Raw genomic sequence first — 17,588 nt, forward strand, 5'->3', positions numbered from 1 at the left:
AGAGAGTATGTTGGGTTCAAGAATCATGCATTTGATTATCGGTCAAAGAATAGCTGAGGCATTATCTATCAAGGATAAGACTTCCTTTTTGCTTGGAAGCATTGCTCCGGATGCTGTTCTTTCACACGAGAAGAAAAACACATCCCACTTTTTTATAGGTGAAGTACAAGATTATACAAGAAGTACAGATTATGAAGGTTTTCTGCAAAAATATCGTTCGCTGGCTCAGCATCCATACATAATGGGATATTATGCACACTTGATAGCGGATGACATCTGGCTGCGGGGATTCAATCTTTCCTGGTTAAAGAACAGAATGGATACTGATGAAGGATTATATGCCTTATATCATCAAGATTTCCGCTTGCTGAATGGAAAGCTGCTGGAGCACTATGGCTTTAGGGATAAGCTGCGAAACACATTTGGGCATTTCCCGGCCATACCGGATCTGGATGAGGTGAGCTGCTGGGATGTAAAGAATCTGGTTCCATTGTAATAGAGGACATGGATTATGGAGAAGAACATTTGGATGAATCACTGAATGTGTTTACTTTTAATCAGATCATTGGATATATAGAGACATCTGCGGAACTTGGAATTCTGAAACTATCACCGATAATACGTAAGAAGATATAAGTGATGGTTCTGTTTAATAGAGGAGGAAATATGCGGGAAAAAAAAGTTCGAGGGATCAATCGAAAATCTAAAATAATGGTAAAACACATAAAAGAGAATACAACGGACTTTCCAATGGAATTCTACAAGGATTACTGGCATATGCACCTGCCGGTTTCTCAAGAATTTGTTGATTCCAGTAAAACGCCATTTAAAATCAGGAAGCTGTGTGTTCAGACTCTTTTAGAAAGAGCGGATCATCTTATACGAATGAAACCGGATGATCATGAAAATTACCGGGTTGCAGCGGCCATTAATTTACCCAACCTGTGGGATTCTCAAATCATCATATTCAGAGGCAAGTCTTACTTTGATACTTTCTTTGAAAGGGATGACTCCCATCAAAAATGGCTGCGTCTTCCAAAAGAAAGAAACATTCAAGAAGAATGGGGATTGATGGTTCCGGATAATATGCAGGTATGGGGGTTTTAAAGAATATATCACAGATGAAGATGAATTCTATCATGAAGGAGAAATATGGTTTATAGGTGAATTAAGATGAGTCAAAGGGGCACCGGTTTCTGGTGTTCTTTTCATTTCTGGCATATACCGGTGCTGTTTACATATTTTTTTGGGTAAAGTACTCCAATAAGAGCAGAGGGGGAAATCCATTGATACATAATAACAAACTTGCGGCTGAATCCATTGACCAGATTGAAAAAATTGGCGGCAGACATCCCGGGCTGAAAAGAGCGCATGCAAGGGGAAAGACGTATGAAGCAATATTTACTCCAAGCGGCAGGGCCGCAGGCCTGACATCCGCTCCGCATCTGCTGAAAGGTGAAACCCGGGCTGTTGTCCGTTTTTCCAATAGTTCCACCAATCCCTTTCATCCAGACTGGCTTACGCCTCCTAAGGGAATGGCGGTACAATTTCAGCTGCCCGGCGGCGGGATAACGAATCTGGTCTGTACGACTATACCGGTCTTTTTTGCCCGAACTCCTGAAGCGTTCAATGACATCATGAAAGCGGCCGTCTCTGTGAAGGAGCTGAAACCGGATATCGCGGCATTCGCTCATATAATAAAAGATTATCCTGAAAGCCGATCTTTTTACAGCATGATTAAAGAAGTCAGAATGCCGGCAAGCTACGGAATGGCGCAATATTATTCCATTCATGCTTTTTATCTTGTATCAGAGGAGGGACGGAAGCGGGCAGTAAAGTTTATGTGGAAGCCCGAGGCTGGCATTGCTGAGTATACCAAGACGGAAACACTGAAGGACCGCCCGCATTATCTGGATGAGGAGATGGACGAACGGCTGTCAGCCGGTCCTGTCTCATTCAGCCTGGCGATTCAGATAGGCGGAGAAGATGATCCGGTTGATGACCCGACAGTGGCATGGCCGGAGGATTCCCAGCAGATTATCGGAGGCACCCTGACAATTACGGGTGAAGCCTCGGGAAATGACGAATTGCTGTTTGATCCAACCATTATGACTGAAGGAATAGCGCTGACCCCTGATCAGATCCTGCAGTTCCGCCATGCTGCCTATCTGGAATCTTACCGCAGGCGCCATTCGGAAAAATAAGGCGCATTTTATCATTTTTTACCAGTATTCGACTCATTTTACATGTGCTATTCTTGAGAGGGATATAATCCCATAAACCTCAAAATTATACATGCAAGGAGAATGAATCCATGGTAACCAAAAAAGGACTGGCCGCATCATTTTTGGCGGCATCCCTGCTCTTTACAGGGTCGGCAGCACTTCCATCAGCACAGGTATCGGTATCAGCAGCGCAGTTATCCAAATACCAGGCAGAGCTGAACACCTTCTCGGCGCATTACGCCAAGATTTTCCGCACGGTGGAAAGCTATGCCAAAAAAGTGCAAAATGCAAAAACTGAGAAAGAAGCAATGAATCTCTATGACCAGTATCTAACATATTTTAGCGGTGCACTGGATGATGATGCAAAATTCAATAAGTATAACGCTGATATCCAGACTATGGACGAATATATTTATAACAGCCTTGTCGAAATGTATAATTTTGAAATCGATACTATTGATTACCTGAATGGCGACATCTCAAAAGCAGAGCACGACAAAGCGTACAAGGCGATGACCAAATATGTGGATGCACAGGACGCAAGCTTTAAGAAGGCCGCCGCTGCCTACAAGGCAAAGCATAAGGTCACCTTCAGCAAGGACATGCTGTACCTGCTGGATCAGGAAGAGCCGGCACCCGCCAAGACCGGTACGTATACCGTTAAAAAAGGTGATAATCTTTACCGTATCGCCATTAAATATAAAACTTCGGTTACAGCGTTGAAAAAGCTGAACAACCTGAAGACTGATGCCCTTAAAGCCGGTCAGGTGCTTAAGGTTCCTGTTCAGGCAGGAAAACCGGTACAGCAGACAGCGGTTTATAAAGTGAAATCAGGCGATACCCTCTACAGCATCAGCAAAAAAGTGAAAATGTCTGTAGCCGAACTCAAAAAGCTGAACAATATGAAGAGCGACCGCATTTATGTAGGCCAGACTCTAAAGATAAAAAAATAGAATCAAAAACCAATCCCCTTGGCTGCCGAGGGGATTTTTTATTTACTTTAAAAATTTTCTGCAGTACCATTAATTGGTAAAAAGAGAAGGTATCATCTTGTCCTAACTGGCAATTGATTTATTATAGCCAATGGTTAAGAAGTGAATGGAGGTCGATTTTGATTAGATATAAAACAGTCCTGATTGCCTCTTTATCTGCAAGTCTGGCTGGATGCACACTGAGCGGGCCAACAGAAGCAACAAAAAAGGCAGTAACCGATGAATTTATCATCCCTGAAGCAGAGCCGGAAGAAGTCCCTGATGAAAAGTTCAAGGCCATGTTAAAGCAGAGCAAGGTGTATGGCTGGTGGATCTCCAGCTCATCTTACATGATTGTCTCTAATGGCGGTAATGGAACGAGGCTGATGACCCGGTATAAAAAGGGAGAAAAGGAAGAAATAATAGGGAGATTTTCCGTTTCCCTCCCGTTGAAAGGGGAGCTGACAGGTAAATTTCTCGTCGGCAGGTACCGGGATGGGGGACTCTTTAAGCTGCAGCTCAACAAAACCAATGACGAATTGATGATTGCGCTTCCAGGTGAAAAGTCTGAGGTATATAAGGCAGCTGAGATAACGTTGGAAGAGTATCAGGAACATGGTCTTAGAGAACATCCAAATAAATCCTATAAATAAATTGTTTAGGGATGCAAGGCGGGAGGGAATGTGTATAGTAGTTAATCAAAAATTGGAGAGGATCTGCATGGTGGATGAGTGTGTATTGTTCAACAAAGAGCTTATAATCTTGCACAGGGAATATGACGCTTGTTCTGATGACCATGTTAAGAAGGATATCCAGAATGATATTGATCTCATTTCCGAAGCAATGAACCTATTAAACTGTTTAGAGCGCATGTCATAATGACATGCGCCCTGTTTTTATTTAAAACGTATCCACATAGTATTTAACCACAGAGTCTGAATAAGAGAAAAGGGGAAGAGGACGTAATGATATCACAATAGAGAGGGGCATAAGCGAATCTGACTGCGCCTGTTTGAAGGAATTGTACATCGCTTTCCCCCGGGGGGCATTGGCTGAGTGAATTGTGATCCGGTTTGCAAACAGCTGCTCCTGTATCATCATCTCAACTAAAAGCGTCCCATTTCTGTGCTTGCTGACCAAATCATGGTCGAGCGATAAATGCTCAATTTCAAATCTTTGAAGGATGTCGATACATTCATCAATTGTTTCTATCCTTACATAGCCATCAGGTGCATTCCGGATGTCGTCAAGAAAAACACTAATCTTTTCCATTCTTGATTCACCGTCCCTTTAAAAGGGATGACTAAAAAAAGTCTACTACCCTATTTTTCATTCTCCCCTATCATAACACATTTTCCACCCAAAAAACCCTTATACACAAAATCTCTGTAAATTTCAATTTTGTTTTTCTGGATGAAATGTAAAAGATATACAGTTGGGAAATGGGGCCAGGCTCTATTTCCCAACTGCCATTTTACCCGGTTAGCCATGAGGAAGTAAGGAAAGCTATCCGGGAAATGGGGGACAATCTCCTATTTCCCGGGTCTTATTCTCTATTTTTGCTTTCGTGTCCTGGTAACAGGTGTCCAAAATTCACTTTTGCAAAATATTATGAGAAAATAATGATTATTCGCAATAAATTTCTTTTTATAGTTCAATTTCAGTTTCAGTCAGGAGGAGACATATGAAATCATCCGTACAGAGAGCAGACTCACGACGCATCACCGCCAATATTTTCAAGGGTTCCGTGGGGAACCTGATTGAATGGTATGACTGGTATGTGTACTCGGCCTTTGCTGTTTATTTTTCAGCAGAATTCTTTCCACAGGGAGATTCCACTTCCCAGCTCCTGAACACGGCGGCAATTTTTGCTGTCGGGTTTCTGATGAGGCCGATCGGCAGCTTGATTATGGGCCGTTATGCTGACCGGCATGGCAGAAGGGCGGCCCTCACCCTCTCGATTACGATTATGGCGGGAGGATCGCTCATCATCGCCCTCACGCCGAGCTATCAGTCAATCGGAATCTGGGCCCCGGTCATTCTGGTTGCAGCCCGCCTTCTCCAGGGAATATCGTTGGGAGGGGAATACGGGACATCGGCTACATACTTATCCGAAATGGCCAGCAGCGGCCGGCGCGGATTTTATTCCAGCTTCCAATATGTCACACTCGTAGCCGGACAGCTGACTGCACTTGGAGTCCAGATTATCCTGCAGCAGGTTCTGAGTGAAGCGGATATGAATTCCTGGGGCTGGAGAATTCCGTTTGCCATTGGTGCACTGGGGGCACTCGCTGTCCTCTGGCTCCGCCGGACCATGGATGAATCCGAACAGTTCGAAAAAATGAAAACCACGAGCCGTGAGAATGCAGGGACCCTGAAGGTGCTGTTCAAGTATCCGAAGGCTGTGATGACCGTAGTAGGCCTCACGCTTGGAGGCACGGTTGCCTTTTACACATATACAACCTACCTGCAGAAGTTCATGGTCAATACAGTGGGCCTCCCAAAAGATCAGGTCAGCTGGATCAACTTCATTGCCCTGCTTATATTTGTGGTACTTCAGCCGCTTGCCGGGGGATTATCAGACCGGATCGGACGCCGCCCGCTCCTGATGGGCTTTGGAATACTCGGCACCCTGCTGACGGTCCCGCTATTTCTTTTCATGGAAAAGGCCGGCAGTCCATTGACCGCTTTTCTGCTCATGATGGCTGGCCTGATTATCGTAACAGGCTATACCTCCATTAATGCGATCGTAAAAGCAGAATTATTCCCGACTAAGATCAGGGCGCTTGGGGTAGGGTTTCCATATGCCATCACAGTAGCCGTCTTCGGCGGGACAGCTGAATTCATCGCCCTTTGGCTGAAAAATATCGGCCATGAATCACTTTTCTACTATTATGTAGCTGGATGTATTGCGATAAGCCTGTTTGTTTACTGGAGGATGTCTGAATCCATGAAGAACTCCCAGATGGAAAACGAATAATCCTCACAGTACCGGCCCCTGGGCCGGTATTTTTCTGATAACGCTCTGTTCGTTCCAATTATTTTAAGTTATGTAAAATTGATTGAATATTCAAAAATAAAGTTGACCCTTCCATTTACCAAAGTTATACTTTCTTTAATTAAACTGCCCAGGGTACACAAATAATAGATCACCAGGCGGGTTGCCCATCTGGCTGCACCCAGTTAACCTTTTAAGTTCAACCGATCATATTCATAAAAGAGGAGGCAGGATTTTATGCCAAAGATTACTTTTCTCGGAGCAGGCAGCACAGTGTTTGCCAAGAATGTGCTGGGAGACTGCATGCTTGTACCGGCACTGGAAGGCTCTGAATTTGCCCTTTTCGATATTGATGCCGGGAGATTAAAAGACTCTGAGAATATGCTGAACAATCTGAAGGAAAGCATGGGAAAAAACATTAAGATAACGGCATATTCTAATAGGAAAGAAGCGCTGAGGGGTGCCAGGTATGTGATCAACGCCATCCAGGTGGGCGGATACAAGCCCAGCACTGTAATAGACTTCGAGATTCCGAAGAAATACAGCCTTCGCCAGACCATTGCCGATACGATCGGAATCGGCGGCATTTTCCGCAGCCTGCGGACGATACCGGTTCTTGCCGAATTTGCCAGGGACATGGAGGAAGTGTGTCACGATGCGCTATTCATGAATTATACCAACCCGATGGCCGTGCTGACCGGCTATATGAACCGATTCACCGGCATCAAAACCATCGGGCTCTGTCACAGTGTACAGTCCTGTACCCGGGATCTGCTGGGAGGACTTGGGATGGACTCTTCAGGTGTTCAGGAAAAGATTGCCGGCATCAACCACATGGCCTGGCTTCTTGAAATAAAACGGGATGGAGTGGATCTCTACCCCGAGATCAAAAAGAGGGCAAAAGAAAGACAAAAAACGAAGCATCCTGATATGGTGAGATATGAGCTCATGGATAAGTTCGGCTATTATGTAACTGAATCATCCGAACATAATGCAGAATATCACCCGTATTTCATTAAGAGCAGGTACCCTGAATTAATTGAAAGATTCAACATCCCACTCGACGAGTATCCGCGCCGCTGCGTGGAGCAGATCAATGGCTGGTCTGCCATGAGGGAGGACCTTGTAAACAGCAGGTCGCTGCAGCATGTCCGCTCTGATGAATACGGCTCCCGCATTATTGAAGCCATGGAAACCAATATTCCGTTCAAGTTTGGAGGCAATGTCCCGAATACCGGAAGGCTCATCAGCAATCTGCCCGAGAATGCCTGTGTTGAAGTCGCCTGCATCGCTGACAGGAGCGGCATAACACCCACTTATGTCGGAAACATCCCGGAACAGCTGGCAGCCCTCAACCGGACCAATATCAATACCCAGCTGCTCACCCTTGAAGCCGCTGTCACAAAAAAGAAAGAGCATATTTACCAGGCTGCCTTGCTTGATCCCCATACAGCAGCAGAGCTGTCCATGGACGACATCATTTCCCTGTGCGATGATTTGATCGAGGCGCATGGAGAGTATCTTCCGGCCTTCACGAATAAGGAAGGTGCTTCTGTTTTACAATAACGCTATATGAAAGGAATATGGTTGATTGGTGACCCGAAAAAGAACGCCTTTTAAGATCTGGAGGACAGTGTTTTGTGTAGCAGAGCTTCAAAAACATGAAAATGAGATGAAAACATAGAAAAAGACCATCAATTTGATGGTCTTTTTTTAGAAAGACTATTTATTTTCGAGGTATAACGTCATAAACTCGTCTGCATAGCTCTTTACTAATTCCCGATCGAGTGCTGTATTCCATGTTTCATTATTATTTGGGGCAGTTCTACTCCAGTTGTAAGAGCCATTCATCACGTATTCTAAATCAATGATACAAAATTTGTGATGCATTCGATTATATCTAACTTTTGGCACTAATACTGTTTCAAAGTAGCTCTTTAATTTGTTCTTCATATTATTGGACTCTTCATCTGAAGTTATGATTCTTATATTTACACCAGCTTTTTGCCTCATTAGAAGCTCGTTAGCTAAATCTGGATCAGTAAACCAGGCTACAGCGACCCATATTATATACTTTGCATTACGGATGCCTTGTATTATTTCTTCTTTAATATCATTAAAGGCAACTCTATGCTCTGGGATTTCCTGACTTTCTGAGTTTACGGGTTTCGGCTTAATTTTCAAACCCCAATATTGATAGTCAGCGATAGTATCTGTTGGTTTCATATATACATATCCTGCTAAGTCATTTAATTCTTCATCTATACACTTTGCATTTTTTATTAGGGGTATAGGCACATGCAAATTAATAAATTCTCGAAAGTGGTCCTGCTTAGATCCGTAAGTGCCAGTCCTATCAAAACTAATTATAGAATTACGTAAGACACCTAGTAGCTCATCCTTTAGAGCACCGGACTTTTTATCAACATAATCTCCCCATTTAACAGTATCTATCATGGTTTGCAAATAATCTTTTTCATTCATCTATTATCCCCCTTATTTTTATTGCTTCCTATATTAATACGTTAATTTAATATTGTTTTCTACACCCCTTCTTTTTATACGTTGGGTCATAACAAAAGAGCTGCATTAGCAACTCTCTTATGCAAGGGCATAGTCCCTAACTTTGCCATAGGGGGGTTGGTACTTAGCCAATATAAGTTCTTCATTAAAAAGATCACGGATTCTATATAGAACTTCCTTATCGCTCAACATGCCAAGGTCATCAGATAAATCAATGATGATTGAATAATCTAATTCTATTTCGTTAAACAATATAAATACATTGGCACGTGTAGCACCCATCACTGACTTAAATAAAAAGTCAAAGTTAAAAAAATCCTCAGGAGTTGGTGTTCTATCTAACTTGAACTCCCAATATTCACGTATATCACCCGGTTTTTTCCCAAAAGAAAGACTACTTGAGCTAACTGCAAATGGCACAAGATTTTTAGCAGTCGCCGAATTTGTCTTTTCTAAATCAACCTCTATAGCTTCGTTCAGTTTCGGGTCCATATATTTTAGGAATTTAACGGCTGAAACCTGAATAAAAGATTTACCTTCAGTATTAGAAAAGTATTCTGCTAGAAGCAGTTGGTCAGTTCCAAATGATTGCCCATCTTTGCTCTTATAGACCCAATCTTTCTTTTCATCATTGCTAACAAAAATTACGTCTTGTTTTAAATTCATTATTTCAGACCAGATTATGTAATCCCCAGTTGGATCTGATTTACTCTCATGAGTTCCTGGTTTTATACCAAGAGATATTCGTTTTAAACCCTCATCAATTAATATGCTCTTATCCTTTGAATAAGGTAGGAAAGATTCTCTACACAAGGTTTTAATAAAGTCAAAATAGTCATCATGTACAATTAAATCCGAAATCTTCTTTTTTAGTTCTTTTAATGTATTTTTATAATCTTGTATTTCCATCGCCAGTTTATCTCTTTTGTCTTGAGCTGCTTTAACCTCAACTGATTGTTCTGCAGTAGGGATAAATTCTTTCATACTCTTCTTAGGATCATTGAAGCGCTTCATTTCATCGTTGATAGAATTAATTTGTTCAGCTAAAATCTTATGTCTATTTTTTGTAAACTCATATAAAATTTGTTCTGGAATAATCAACTGACCGTGTTTACTTAATTGTTCAAGGACTTGTTTAACTTTTTCAGTAGTAATGTCTCTCCATTGGTATGCTGCAAGTAAAAAATTTGTATCTGGAACAATGACAGCACCCTTTTTATATAGTTCATTTAATTGACTTGGATAGACAAAGTACTTTTCGTACGCTTCCACTTGAACGCCTCCTGTAATTAGCTATATCTATTATAAACCAATTGGGATTTATCGAGAACATTTCGCGAACAATTTGCGTTCAATCTGAGGACTATAATAATCAAAAACCAGTATATATTTGTATTGTAGACGATTACCTACTAGAAGTTTTTTAGATCCCCCTTCGATGAGATCGGTTGCCAAATAGTAGCCGGTCATTTATGTTCTTTGTTAATCGGGCATACTATCAGTCTCCGAAAAGATTCCTAACTTTATGCTATGAATGCACGCCGGTTTCAGGCTAGGGTGTGAGATTTAGAAAGAATAAGGGAAAGGAGATAAAAGGATAGGCATCGTTATACCAATCCAAACACCAATAAAAATGATGTTAAACATATTACACCTCTGTTCCTTTAAACTGAATGGAGAGATAAGCTAATTTATCATAAGTCGTCACGGTCGGAAATAAGCGACTTTCAACCATCATCTTAACACAAGTGATTAACAGAGCTTACAATAAAAAAAGTTACAGGTGGCAGGGTGCAAACTCACTCTGCCTATTTTAATGGGAAGGGCCGCATGATAAAATAATAGTAAATATATGGATGTGAAAGTAGTGTGATGGGGGATAGGAAATGAAGAGATTATATAGGAAGAAACTAAGGTTTTTATCGATGGTGATATCTTCTGTCTTGCTTCTGGCAGCAGGCTTTTATTTTTTCATCTTTTTTCAATACGAGCCTGATAAGGATATGCTGGGTTTCCCGGTCCCTAAACACGCGAAACTGATGAAGGAAAACAAAGGGAGTAAAAGTTATGATTGGAATCCCGCCACAGAGATTCATGGCATCCCCTTCAGTTATGAATGGGCCTTGAAGGGAGAAGGGTGGGAAAAAGGCGGTCGGGAGGGAGCCCGCGTGTCTTATTCAAAAGGCAGTGATCGCATCACTCTTACTTCAGTAGATGACTGGATATCCATCAGCAGGATCAACTGATTTATGGCATGACAGGGTCACACATGCAAGAACATACCAACAGATAAAAAAAGAAAGAGTGATTAGATGAAGTTATATAAGTGGGGGCTTTTATTTCTTTTGACAACAGGTCTGGCATTGGGAATTCATTATGTAACGGATGATACCCATGCCCAGCTTTTTAAGAGGGAAACTCTTAAATCAGTGATGCTGGCTGAAAAGTGGAAAGAGGTAAAAAATGAGAAGGATTTAGATCAGAACGCAAAGATTGAAGATTTTCAGATGATGCTTGATAAGAATAGCAGGATCGAGTCTATTAAATTTAATATTATCGAAAATAGGGGAGACGGCTTTACAGTCTATCACTACCGGGAAGACCAGGAGGTGGAACATGCAACCATCTCAGAGACAGATTCTAAAAGGTATGACTCTTTTGAGAAATTAACAAATGCAGCTTCTTTATTTAAAAATCTCGATTCTCTAAATAATCAGGACTTCTTCAATGATCAAGCAAAGCATCCATATAACCTGATTGTGGCAGGCGGCGAGTTTGAAAATATTGAAGTTAGAGGCAATTACTATATATTAGATAAGAAACCGATCCTTCAACATAGTCCAGGAAATAAAGGAATGAAGGGATACTGGCTTCGTATGATAGGAAACAACAAACCTCAAGAATTCTCAAGTGATTCAGAGGGAACAAAAACAGTCATGATGAATAATTGATCCTTGCCTGCCTCTAAGCTTCCGGCTCTTGATGGCAGGCTTTAGCTTTTTGTATCAATATGGTAATATATAACAAATGAGTGCCGGAGGGGATGGGTGTGAAATACCGTACTGCTGCAAATGTGGTATTTAAGTTGTCTGCATTATGGATCATTTTAGTCGTCTGCTTTTCATACAGTTCCTATTTGATAATCACCATGATTATCCTGTTTTTAATTCATTTAGTAGTCTTTGAGATCTACTGGGTGGAGCCACACCGGAAAGAAAGAAGAAGGGAGCGGGGGGACTGGAGTGATTGGCTGGATTTTTGGGACAGCAGCAGTGAAGGCGGGGGAGACAGCGGTGGTGATGGAGGCGGTGGCGGAGATTAGTACCAAAAGGCCAGCGTGTTTAAATAACTGGCTTTGTCAACGGATAAAGAGGAACAGAACAGAATATCGAAGAATGTTTGGAGCAGCTGTATAGACTCTGATCATGAGAAAGGATGACAGAATGGAATCTTTAAAAATAGTGATAGGGGCAGGGGAATATAGGAACAATCCCGGCTGGATACATACACAGGAAGAGGAATTGAACTTATTGAATGAGACGGCATGGAGAAACAGGTTTAAGGAAGGATCCGTCAGGGCCATTCTGACCGAGCATGTATGGGAGCATCTGACATACAACGAAGGCGTGGAAGCTGCGAAACTCTGCTTCAAGTATCTCGCTGATACGGGTTATATCCGCTGTGCGGTGCCTGATGGCTATTTTCCCGATGAGTCGTATCAAAGAATCGTGCAAGTCGGCGGTCCCGGACCCAAGGACCATCCGGCAGCCAGCCATAAAATCGTTCACAATTATAAAACCTTATCCAGGATGTTTGTAGAGGCCGGTTTTGAAGTTACCTTATTGGAGTACTGCGATGAATCAGGGACCTTTCATCAGAATGAATGGGATGGAGCGCGTGGTGTAATTTTTCGGTCAAGCAAATATGATCCGCGGAACCAGGGCGGGACGCTTGTGTTTCCTTCCTTGATTCTCGACGCCGTGAAGGCCAATTCCGGACAAAACAAAACCGCTTAGACCTGATCTCCAAGCGGTTTTGGTGATTTTATTGAGGATGTTTTATTTTTGATCCGCAATAAATACACGGTGTTCCTGGAAAAACTCTCCGAGATTCCTGCCGGTTTCCCGTTCCATGATGCGAATGAAGTCACGTGTTGTGGTAATGCCGAATTTCTTTTCTTTGAAATAATTCTTCATGGCAGCGTAGAACACTTTATCGCCGAGCTTCAGGCGCAGATCATTGAGTGTTCTCGAGCCGTAGCCATAGATCATCCCGTAATAAGCACCAATGCCTTCTTCCCCGTAGGATGTGAATTTAGAAATCGGTGAGGAGAGATGGAAATCCGGATTCGGGTGCGGCTTCGTTGTCAGCCCATCCAGGTTATTGTCGTGCAGAGCTGCGGCGAAGCTTGCGAATGATTCATCCAGCCAAGGCTCGTCATATTCATTATTGCCGATGATGCCATAAAACCATTGATGTCCGATTTCATGGGCGGTCACAGATTCAACCCACTCTTTGGAACGATCTCCGGCAATGCTGATCATGGTCAGCTGAGGATATTCCATTCCGCCGAACCAGCCTTCCATGCCGACGATATCAAGCTCCGGCCACGGGTAAGTTCCGAAATGATCACTGAACAGATCAATGCTCCTGAGTCCTGCCTTCAGCATGGAATCTGCGTATTTGGCCTGTTCATCGGTATAATAAACATTGATTTTTACATGATTGACGCTGCCCTTTTTCACTTTATAATTCGGGTCCATCTCCAGGGCGAAGTCGCGCACGTCTTTTGCCTTGTAATGCCTCTTGATTTTATTGTTGTTCAGAAGGGGCCGTCCAACTTCAGTCCCGGTCGCTGCGATCACCTGTTTTTTGTCAGTGGTCAGGGTCACATCAAAGTCCCCAGTAAGGGAATAGAAGGATTCGCCATATGGGAAATAAGGATCCACATTCCAGCCTTCCTTATCGTAGACAGCCAGAATCGGGAACCAATTTCCGAGTGAAACGGTGTTCTTATACCATCCAAAGCGGTCCTGCTGCTCGGGGACCGTCACGTCAAAGTCCATGGTCACAGTCGCTGGCTTGTTTTTCTTAAGATTGACCGTCGGGATATGAAGGGCTGTGGCATCAACATTATAAACCGCCCTCTTGCCATTCACCTTCACATTGCTCACATCTATTCCGCCGCCATTATCCGTATAAGTCTCTGCATTGCCCCATACGTTGAAGTACAGTTCATGAAGGTCCATCTTTAAATTATTTTTGAATGTCACCTGGAGCTTGCCTTTCACCTTATGAGACTTACTGTCATAGCTGGCGTCGATTTTATACTTCGGTGCAGCAGGTCCCAGTACATTCTTGCCGGCTCCTTTTCTTTTCTGGAATGAAAAAGGATCCCTTTGTGCCAGCTGTGCGTGACCCGGCGGCTGATACCCCGGCTTCGCAGACTTGGGCAGCGATTGGGCACCTGCGGCAGTTCCCGTGAATAAACCGGCTGCCATGGCGGCAGCTGCTGCTGTAAGCTGTAGAGCCTTCCTTCGAGTTTTCTTCATAGTATGGCCTCCTTTTTAATTGATGCCTCTACTAGTTCGATAAACGAAGATTAGACTCCTTGCAACAAAGGAACCAATTATTCGACGGCTGGTTAGGAAATAAAACCCATTGATGTAAATACAATTTGAGGCTAACTGGCATAGGCTCCTGAATCCGGGCTCTTAAGAATGGCTCTGTTAAAGTTAGTTTTTGATATTTGCCTAACGGTGCAGGTTAAGGCGCATTTTCCGCCTGTCATTTGGTGAAGGGCTGCGCCTATCATTTCGTGATGTCATCTCATGATGACTACCGCCAGTCATTTGATGACGGCTGGGAATCACCTCATGATGGATATGCTTAGTTGTCGTAATATTAAGATTTCAAGAAACTCTATATAGTGATGTAAATAATTTAAAATATTTAAGATAACTTTCTCAGAAACCATTGAAATATCATAGTTAAACTTTAACAGACCTCCGTTATTGCTTTTGCCTTTTGATCCATTATTTAAAATACCCTGTTTTATACGCAGGTCTTTTCCATACCAAAGTAGAAATAAATCGTAAGCGTTTACAATGATATGAAATCGTATAAAGGAGGCTATATACCATTATCTTTTTAAAAAATCTATAAATATAGAACCAGGAGGTTAACCCATGCAAAGAAAATTTTTCTGGCCGGCTATCATAGCAATCTTGTTTATGACTCTATTTCTTTTTAAACCTTCTGCCTCGAATGCTGAGAGTGCCACCGAAGCAAACAAGTCTCAACTCGGTCCCAACGTATATGTTTTTAACCCTTCTATGCCTAGTGAAGACATTCAAAAGATTTGTGATGAAGTGTTTAAGACTCAGGAAACCAATCAGTTTGGCAAGGAAAGGTATGAACTGCTGTTTAAGCCTGGTACTTACACTTTAAATATAAAGGTGGGCTTTTATACATCAGTTGCCGGCTTGGGGAAAGATCCGGGCGACGTTGTGATCAACGGTGGTGTGAATGTTGATGCAAAGTGGTTTGGAGGCAATGCGACTCAGAATTTCTGGCGCTCAATAGAGAATCTGACCATTAAGCCATCAAATGGTGTCACACGCTACGCGGTTTCACAGGCTGCCCCTATGAGGCGGGTGCATGTCATGGGTGAGCTGCAGCTGTTCGATTTTGATAAGAATTGGAATGCAGGCTGGTCAAGCGGCGGATTTATCGCTGATTCAATCATTGACAAACAGGTCATTCCCGCTTCTCAGCAGCAATTCTTCTCCAGGAACAATCAATATCCTACCTGGACAAACAGTGTCTGGAATACGGTGATGGTCGGAGATCAGAGACCGCATACTGCATCGTTTCCGAACAACCCCTTCACCGTTGTCGAGAAAACACCTGACATCCGGGAAAAACCGTACCTGTATATGGATGATTCTGGTGAATATAGCGTTTTTGTACCAGACCGCCAAAAGAACATCCAGGGTGTTACATGGAAAAATGGTTCTACACCAGGTAAATCCATATCTCTTGATAAATTTTATATAGCTGAACCTAATACATCGACTGCAGAAAGTATTAATCATGCCCTGAGCAAGGGTAAGAACGTTTTGTTCACGCCTGGTATTTATCATCTAAGCGAACCAATCCATTTAAAGAGGGCTGACACTGTTGTCCTGGGCCTTGGGATGGCCACTCTTACTCCGGATTTTGGTGAGGAAGCAATGAAGGTTGCAGATGTGGATGGAGTGAAGATTGCAGGACTTTTGTTTGATGCAGGTCCAAATAACTCCCCTTCCCTTTTAAAAGTAGGAACTGACGGAAGCCCGAAATACCATTCGGCAAACCCCACCTCTCTTCATGACCTTTTCTTCAGGGTTGGAGGAGGAGAACAGGTTGGCAAGGCGGATATAAGTCTGGAAATTAACTCAAATGATGTTATTGGCGATCATTTCTGGATTTGGAGAGCGGACCATGGAAATGAAGTGGGCTGGGACGTCAATACTGCAGACAATGGTCTGACTGTAAATGGTGATGACGTTACCCTTTATGGCCTGTTTGTGGAACACTTCGAAAAGTACCAGGTTGTGTGGAATGGCAATGACGGCCGTACCTATTTCTATCAATCCGAAATACCATATGATGTACCAAACCAGGAAGGCTGGATGAGCCATGATGGAACGGTAAATGGATATGCTTCCTATAAAGTAAGTGACTCAGTCACCAGTCATGAAGCATGGGGGCTTGGAGTTTATTCCTACTTCAGGGATGCCGCGGTAAAATTGCACAGAGCCATTGAGGTGCCGGACCGTGAGGGTGTGAACCTGCATAATTTGACAACCATCTGGCTGAATGGAATGGCTGGCAGCGAGATTACTCATGTCATTAATAATGCGGGCGGCCGGGTATACGGCACCGGAAGTGCCATGAGGCAGACTGTGACTGAATTCGCAGGCGGTGACCGTGCGGCGCCTTCAACACCAGCCAGCCTTACAGCTGCTGCACTATCCAGCAGTGAAGTCAAACTAACCTGGAGTGAATCCACAGACAACACAGGAGTAACGGAATACGAGATTTACCGGGATGGAGCGTATGTCGGTTCTTCAACTGCTGCCACCTTTACGGATACCGGACTGAAGCCCTCCACCAACTATAGTTATTTTGTTAAGGCCAAGGATTCGTCTGATAATGTATCTGGTGCCAGCAATTCGGCAAGTGTGACAACAGGTGCGCGGGAAGCCGTCCTGGACCGGACAGGCTGGCAGGCTTCCACAAATGTCACGACAAGCAGCGGCAGTCCAAACGCTGTGCTGGATGGAAATATTAATTCAAGATGGAGCTCCGGTCAGGCTATGAAGCCGGGGCAGTATCTGACTGTTGATATGCAGACGGCAAAAAGCTTCAACCGTATCGTCATGGATTCTGCAGGAAGCACAAATGACTATGCTAGAGGCTATGAAGTATACGTTTCCAATGATGGCATTAATTGGGGAAATGCAGTTGCAGCCGGCAGCGGAAACGAAGCAAAAATCGTTGCTGGCTTCCCACAGCAAAACGCACGCTATATTAGAATCGTGCAAACCGGTTCTGCTTCCAGCTGGTGGTCAATTGCTGAGTTGAATGTGATTCAGGTTGGATAAACAGTAAAATTGATAAAAGTAACTTTACCCTAGCGATTAGGCCAGGTTTTTGTTTTAAAATGGTTTGCACACTTTTTACCGTTTTTTAATTACTACCGTTCAAAGACAATGGGTGATCAATCAACTGCTTATTAACGGAAGAGGCGGCTGCAATGAACTATTGATCGGCAAATGGTATAGAAATAAAGAAAAGCTTCATGTTGGTGTATATGGCACCAAG

At 43.1% G+C, this 17,588-nt stretch carries 14 protein-coding genes and 2 pseudogenes; 12 read left to right on the forward strand and 4 right to left on the reverse strand.

Annotated features, from left to right (window positions below):
- The first annotated feature begins 10 nt into the window (after window positions 1-10).
- The 5 genes and pseudogenes from V1501_RS08800 to V1501_RS08820 all read left to right on the forward strand — a co-directional run bounded on the left by V1501_RS08800 (window position 11) and on the right by V1501_RS08820 (window position 3,849).
- Window positions 11-636 (forward strand): annotated as a pseudogene (locus tag V1501_RS08800) (zinc dependent phospholipase C family protein).
- 30 nt (window positions 637-666) lie between these two features.
- Window positions 667-1,177: pseudogene (locus V1501_RS08805) on the forward strand (DUF3916 domain-containing protein).
- 109 nt (window positions 1,178-1,286) lie between these two features.
- Entirely contained in the window at window positions 1,287-2,204 is a 918-nt protein-coding gene (locus V1501_RS08810; RefSeq protein WP_409292660.1) for a catalase family peroxidase, read from the forward strand.
- Between the two features lie 110 nt (window positions 2,205-2,314).
- Window positions 2,315-3,178 (forward strand): LysM peptidoglycan-binding domain-containing protein, encoded by an 864-nt coding sequence (locus V1501_RS08815; RefSeq protein ID WP_409292661.1) that lies wholly within the window; start codon window positions 2,315-2,317, stop codon window positions 3,176-3,178.
- A 158-nt stretch (window positions 3,179-3,336) separates the two neighbouring features.
- Window positions 3,337-3,849: a hypothetical protein gene (locus V1501_RS08820; protein WP_409292663.1), complete on the forward strand. Its 513-nt coding sequence runs from the start codon at window positions 3,337-3,339 to the stop codon at window positions 3,847-3,849.
- A gap of 247 nt (window positions 3,850-4,096) precedes the next feature.
- Here V1501_RS08820 and V1501_RS08825 read toward each other — a convergent pair whose 3' ends face one another.
- Window positions 4,097-4,468 carry a cyclic-phosphate processing receiver domain-containing protein gene (locus V1501_RS08825; RefSeq protein WP_409292665.1) on the reverse strand — a complete coding sequence of 124 codons (372 nt, stop codon included), beginning with the start codon at window positions 4,466-4,468 and terminating at the stop codon, window positions 4,097-4,099.
- 412 nt (window positions 4,469-4,880) lie between these two features.
- Between V1501_RS08825 and V1501_RS08830 the strand changes: the two genes are divergently transcribed.
- A complete protein-coding gene (locus tag V1501_RS08830) occupies window positions 4,881-6,176 on the forward strand; it encodes an MFS transporter (protein WP_409292667.1) in 1,296 nt (431 codons plus the stop codon).
- A gap of 255 nt (window positions 6,177-6,431) precedes the next feature.
- Entirely contained in the window at window positions 6,432-7,760 is a 1,329-nt protein-coding gene (locus V1501_RS08835; protein ID WP_409292668.1) for an alpha-glucosidase/alpha-galactosidase, read from the forward strand.
- A gap of 156 nt (window positions 7,761-7,916) precedes the next feature.
- On the opposite strand, the gene V1501_RS08840 is transcribed toward V1501_RS08835, so the two are convergent.
- Together V1501_RS08840 and V1501_RS08845 are read right to left on the reverse strand one after the other, a co-directional pair.
- Complete coding sequence (locus V1501_RS08840) at window positions 7,917-8,678, reverse strand: phospholipase D-like domain-containing protein (protein ID WP_409292669.1); 762 nt, start codon at window positions 8,676-8,678, stop codon at window positions 7,917-7,919.
- A gap of 117 nt (window positions 8,679-8,795) precedes the next feature.
- The gene (locus tag V1501_RS08845) at window positions 8,796-9,989 is read right to left on the reverse strand and encodes a PIN-like domain-containing protein (protein WP_409292671.1); all 1,194 of its coding nucleotides are present in this window, start codon (window positions 9,987-9,989) and stop codon (window positions 8,796-8,798) included.
- 614 nt (window positions 9,990-10,603) lie between these two features.
- Here V1501_RS08845 and V1501_RS08850 point away from each other — a divergent pair.
- The 4 genes from V1501_RS08850 to V1501_RS08865 all read left to right on the forward strand — a co-directional run bounded on the left by V1501_RS08850 (window position 10,604) and on the right by V1501_RS08865 (window position 12,733).
- On the forward strand, window positions 10,604-10,963 hold the full coding sequence (locus V1501_RS08850; protein ID WP_409292672.1) for a hypothetical protein: 360 nt from the start codon (window positions 10,604-10,606) through the stop codon (window positions 10,961-10,963).
- Window positions 10,964-11,029: 66 nt separating this feature from the next.
- The gene (locus V1501_RS08855) at window positions 11,030-11,668 is read left to right on the forward strand and encodes a hypothetical protein (protein ID WP_409292673.1); all 639 of its coding nucleotides are present in this window, start codon (window positions 11,030-11,032) and stop codon (window positions 11,666-11,668) included.
- Between the two features lie 98 nt (window positions 11,669-11,766).
- Window positions 11,767-12,039: a hypothetical protein gene (locus V1501_RS08860; RefSeq protein ID WP_409292675.1), complete on the forward strand. Its 273-nt coding sequence runs from the start codon at window positions 11,767-11,769 to the stop codon at window positions 12,037-12,039.
- A gap of 103 nt (window positions 12,040-12,142) precedes the next feature.
- On the forward strand, window positions 12,143-12,733 hold the full coding sequence (locus V1501_RS08865) for a class I SAM-dependent methyltransferase (RefSeq protein ID WP_409292676.1): 591 nt from the start codon (window positions 12,143-12,145) through the stop codon (window positions 12,731-12,733).
- 42 nt (window positions 12,734-12,775) lie between these two features.
- Here V1501_RS08865 and V1501_RS08870 read toward each other — a convergent pair whose 3' ends face one another.
- Window positions 12,776-14,269: a M1 family metallopeptidase gene (locus V1501_RS08870; protein WP_409292677.1), complete on the reverse strand. Its 1,494-nt coding sequence runs from the start codon at window positions 14,267-14,269 to the stop codon at window positions 12,776-12,778.
- A 636-nt stretch (window positions 14,270-14,905) separates the two neighbouring features.
- On the opposite strand from V1501_RS08870, the gene V1501_RS08875 reads away from it, so the two are divergent.
- Window positions 14,906-17,368: a discoidin domain-containing protein gene (locus V1501_RS08875; protein ID WP_409292679.1), complete on the forward strand. Its 2,463-nt coding sequence runs from the start codon at window positions 14,906-14,908 to the stop codon at window positions 17,366-17,368.
- The last annotated feature ends 220 nt before the right edge of the window (window positions 17,369-17,588 follow it).

It is taken from the genome of Paraperibacillus esterisolvens (genome assembly GCF_046237625.1).
Classification (GTDB): Bacteria; Bacillota; Bacilli; order Bacillales; family DSM-1321; genus Paraperibacillus; species Paraperibacillus esterisolvens.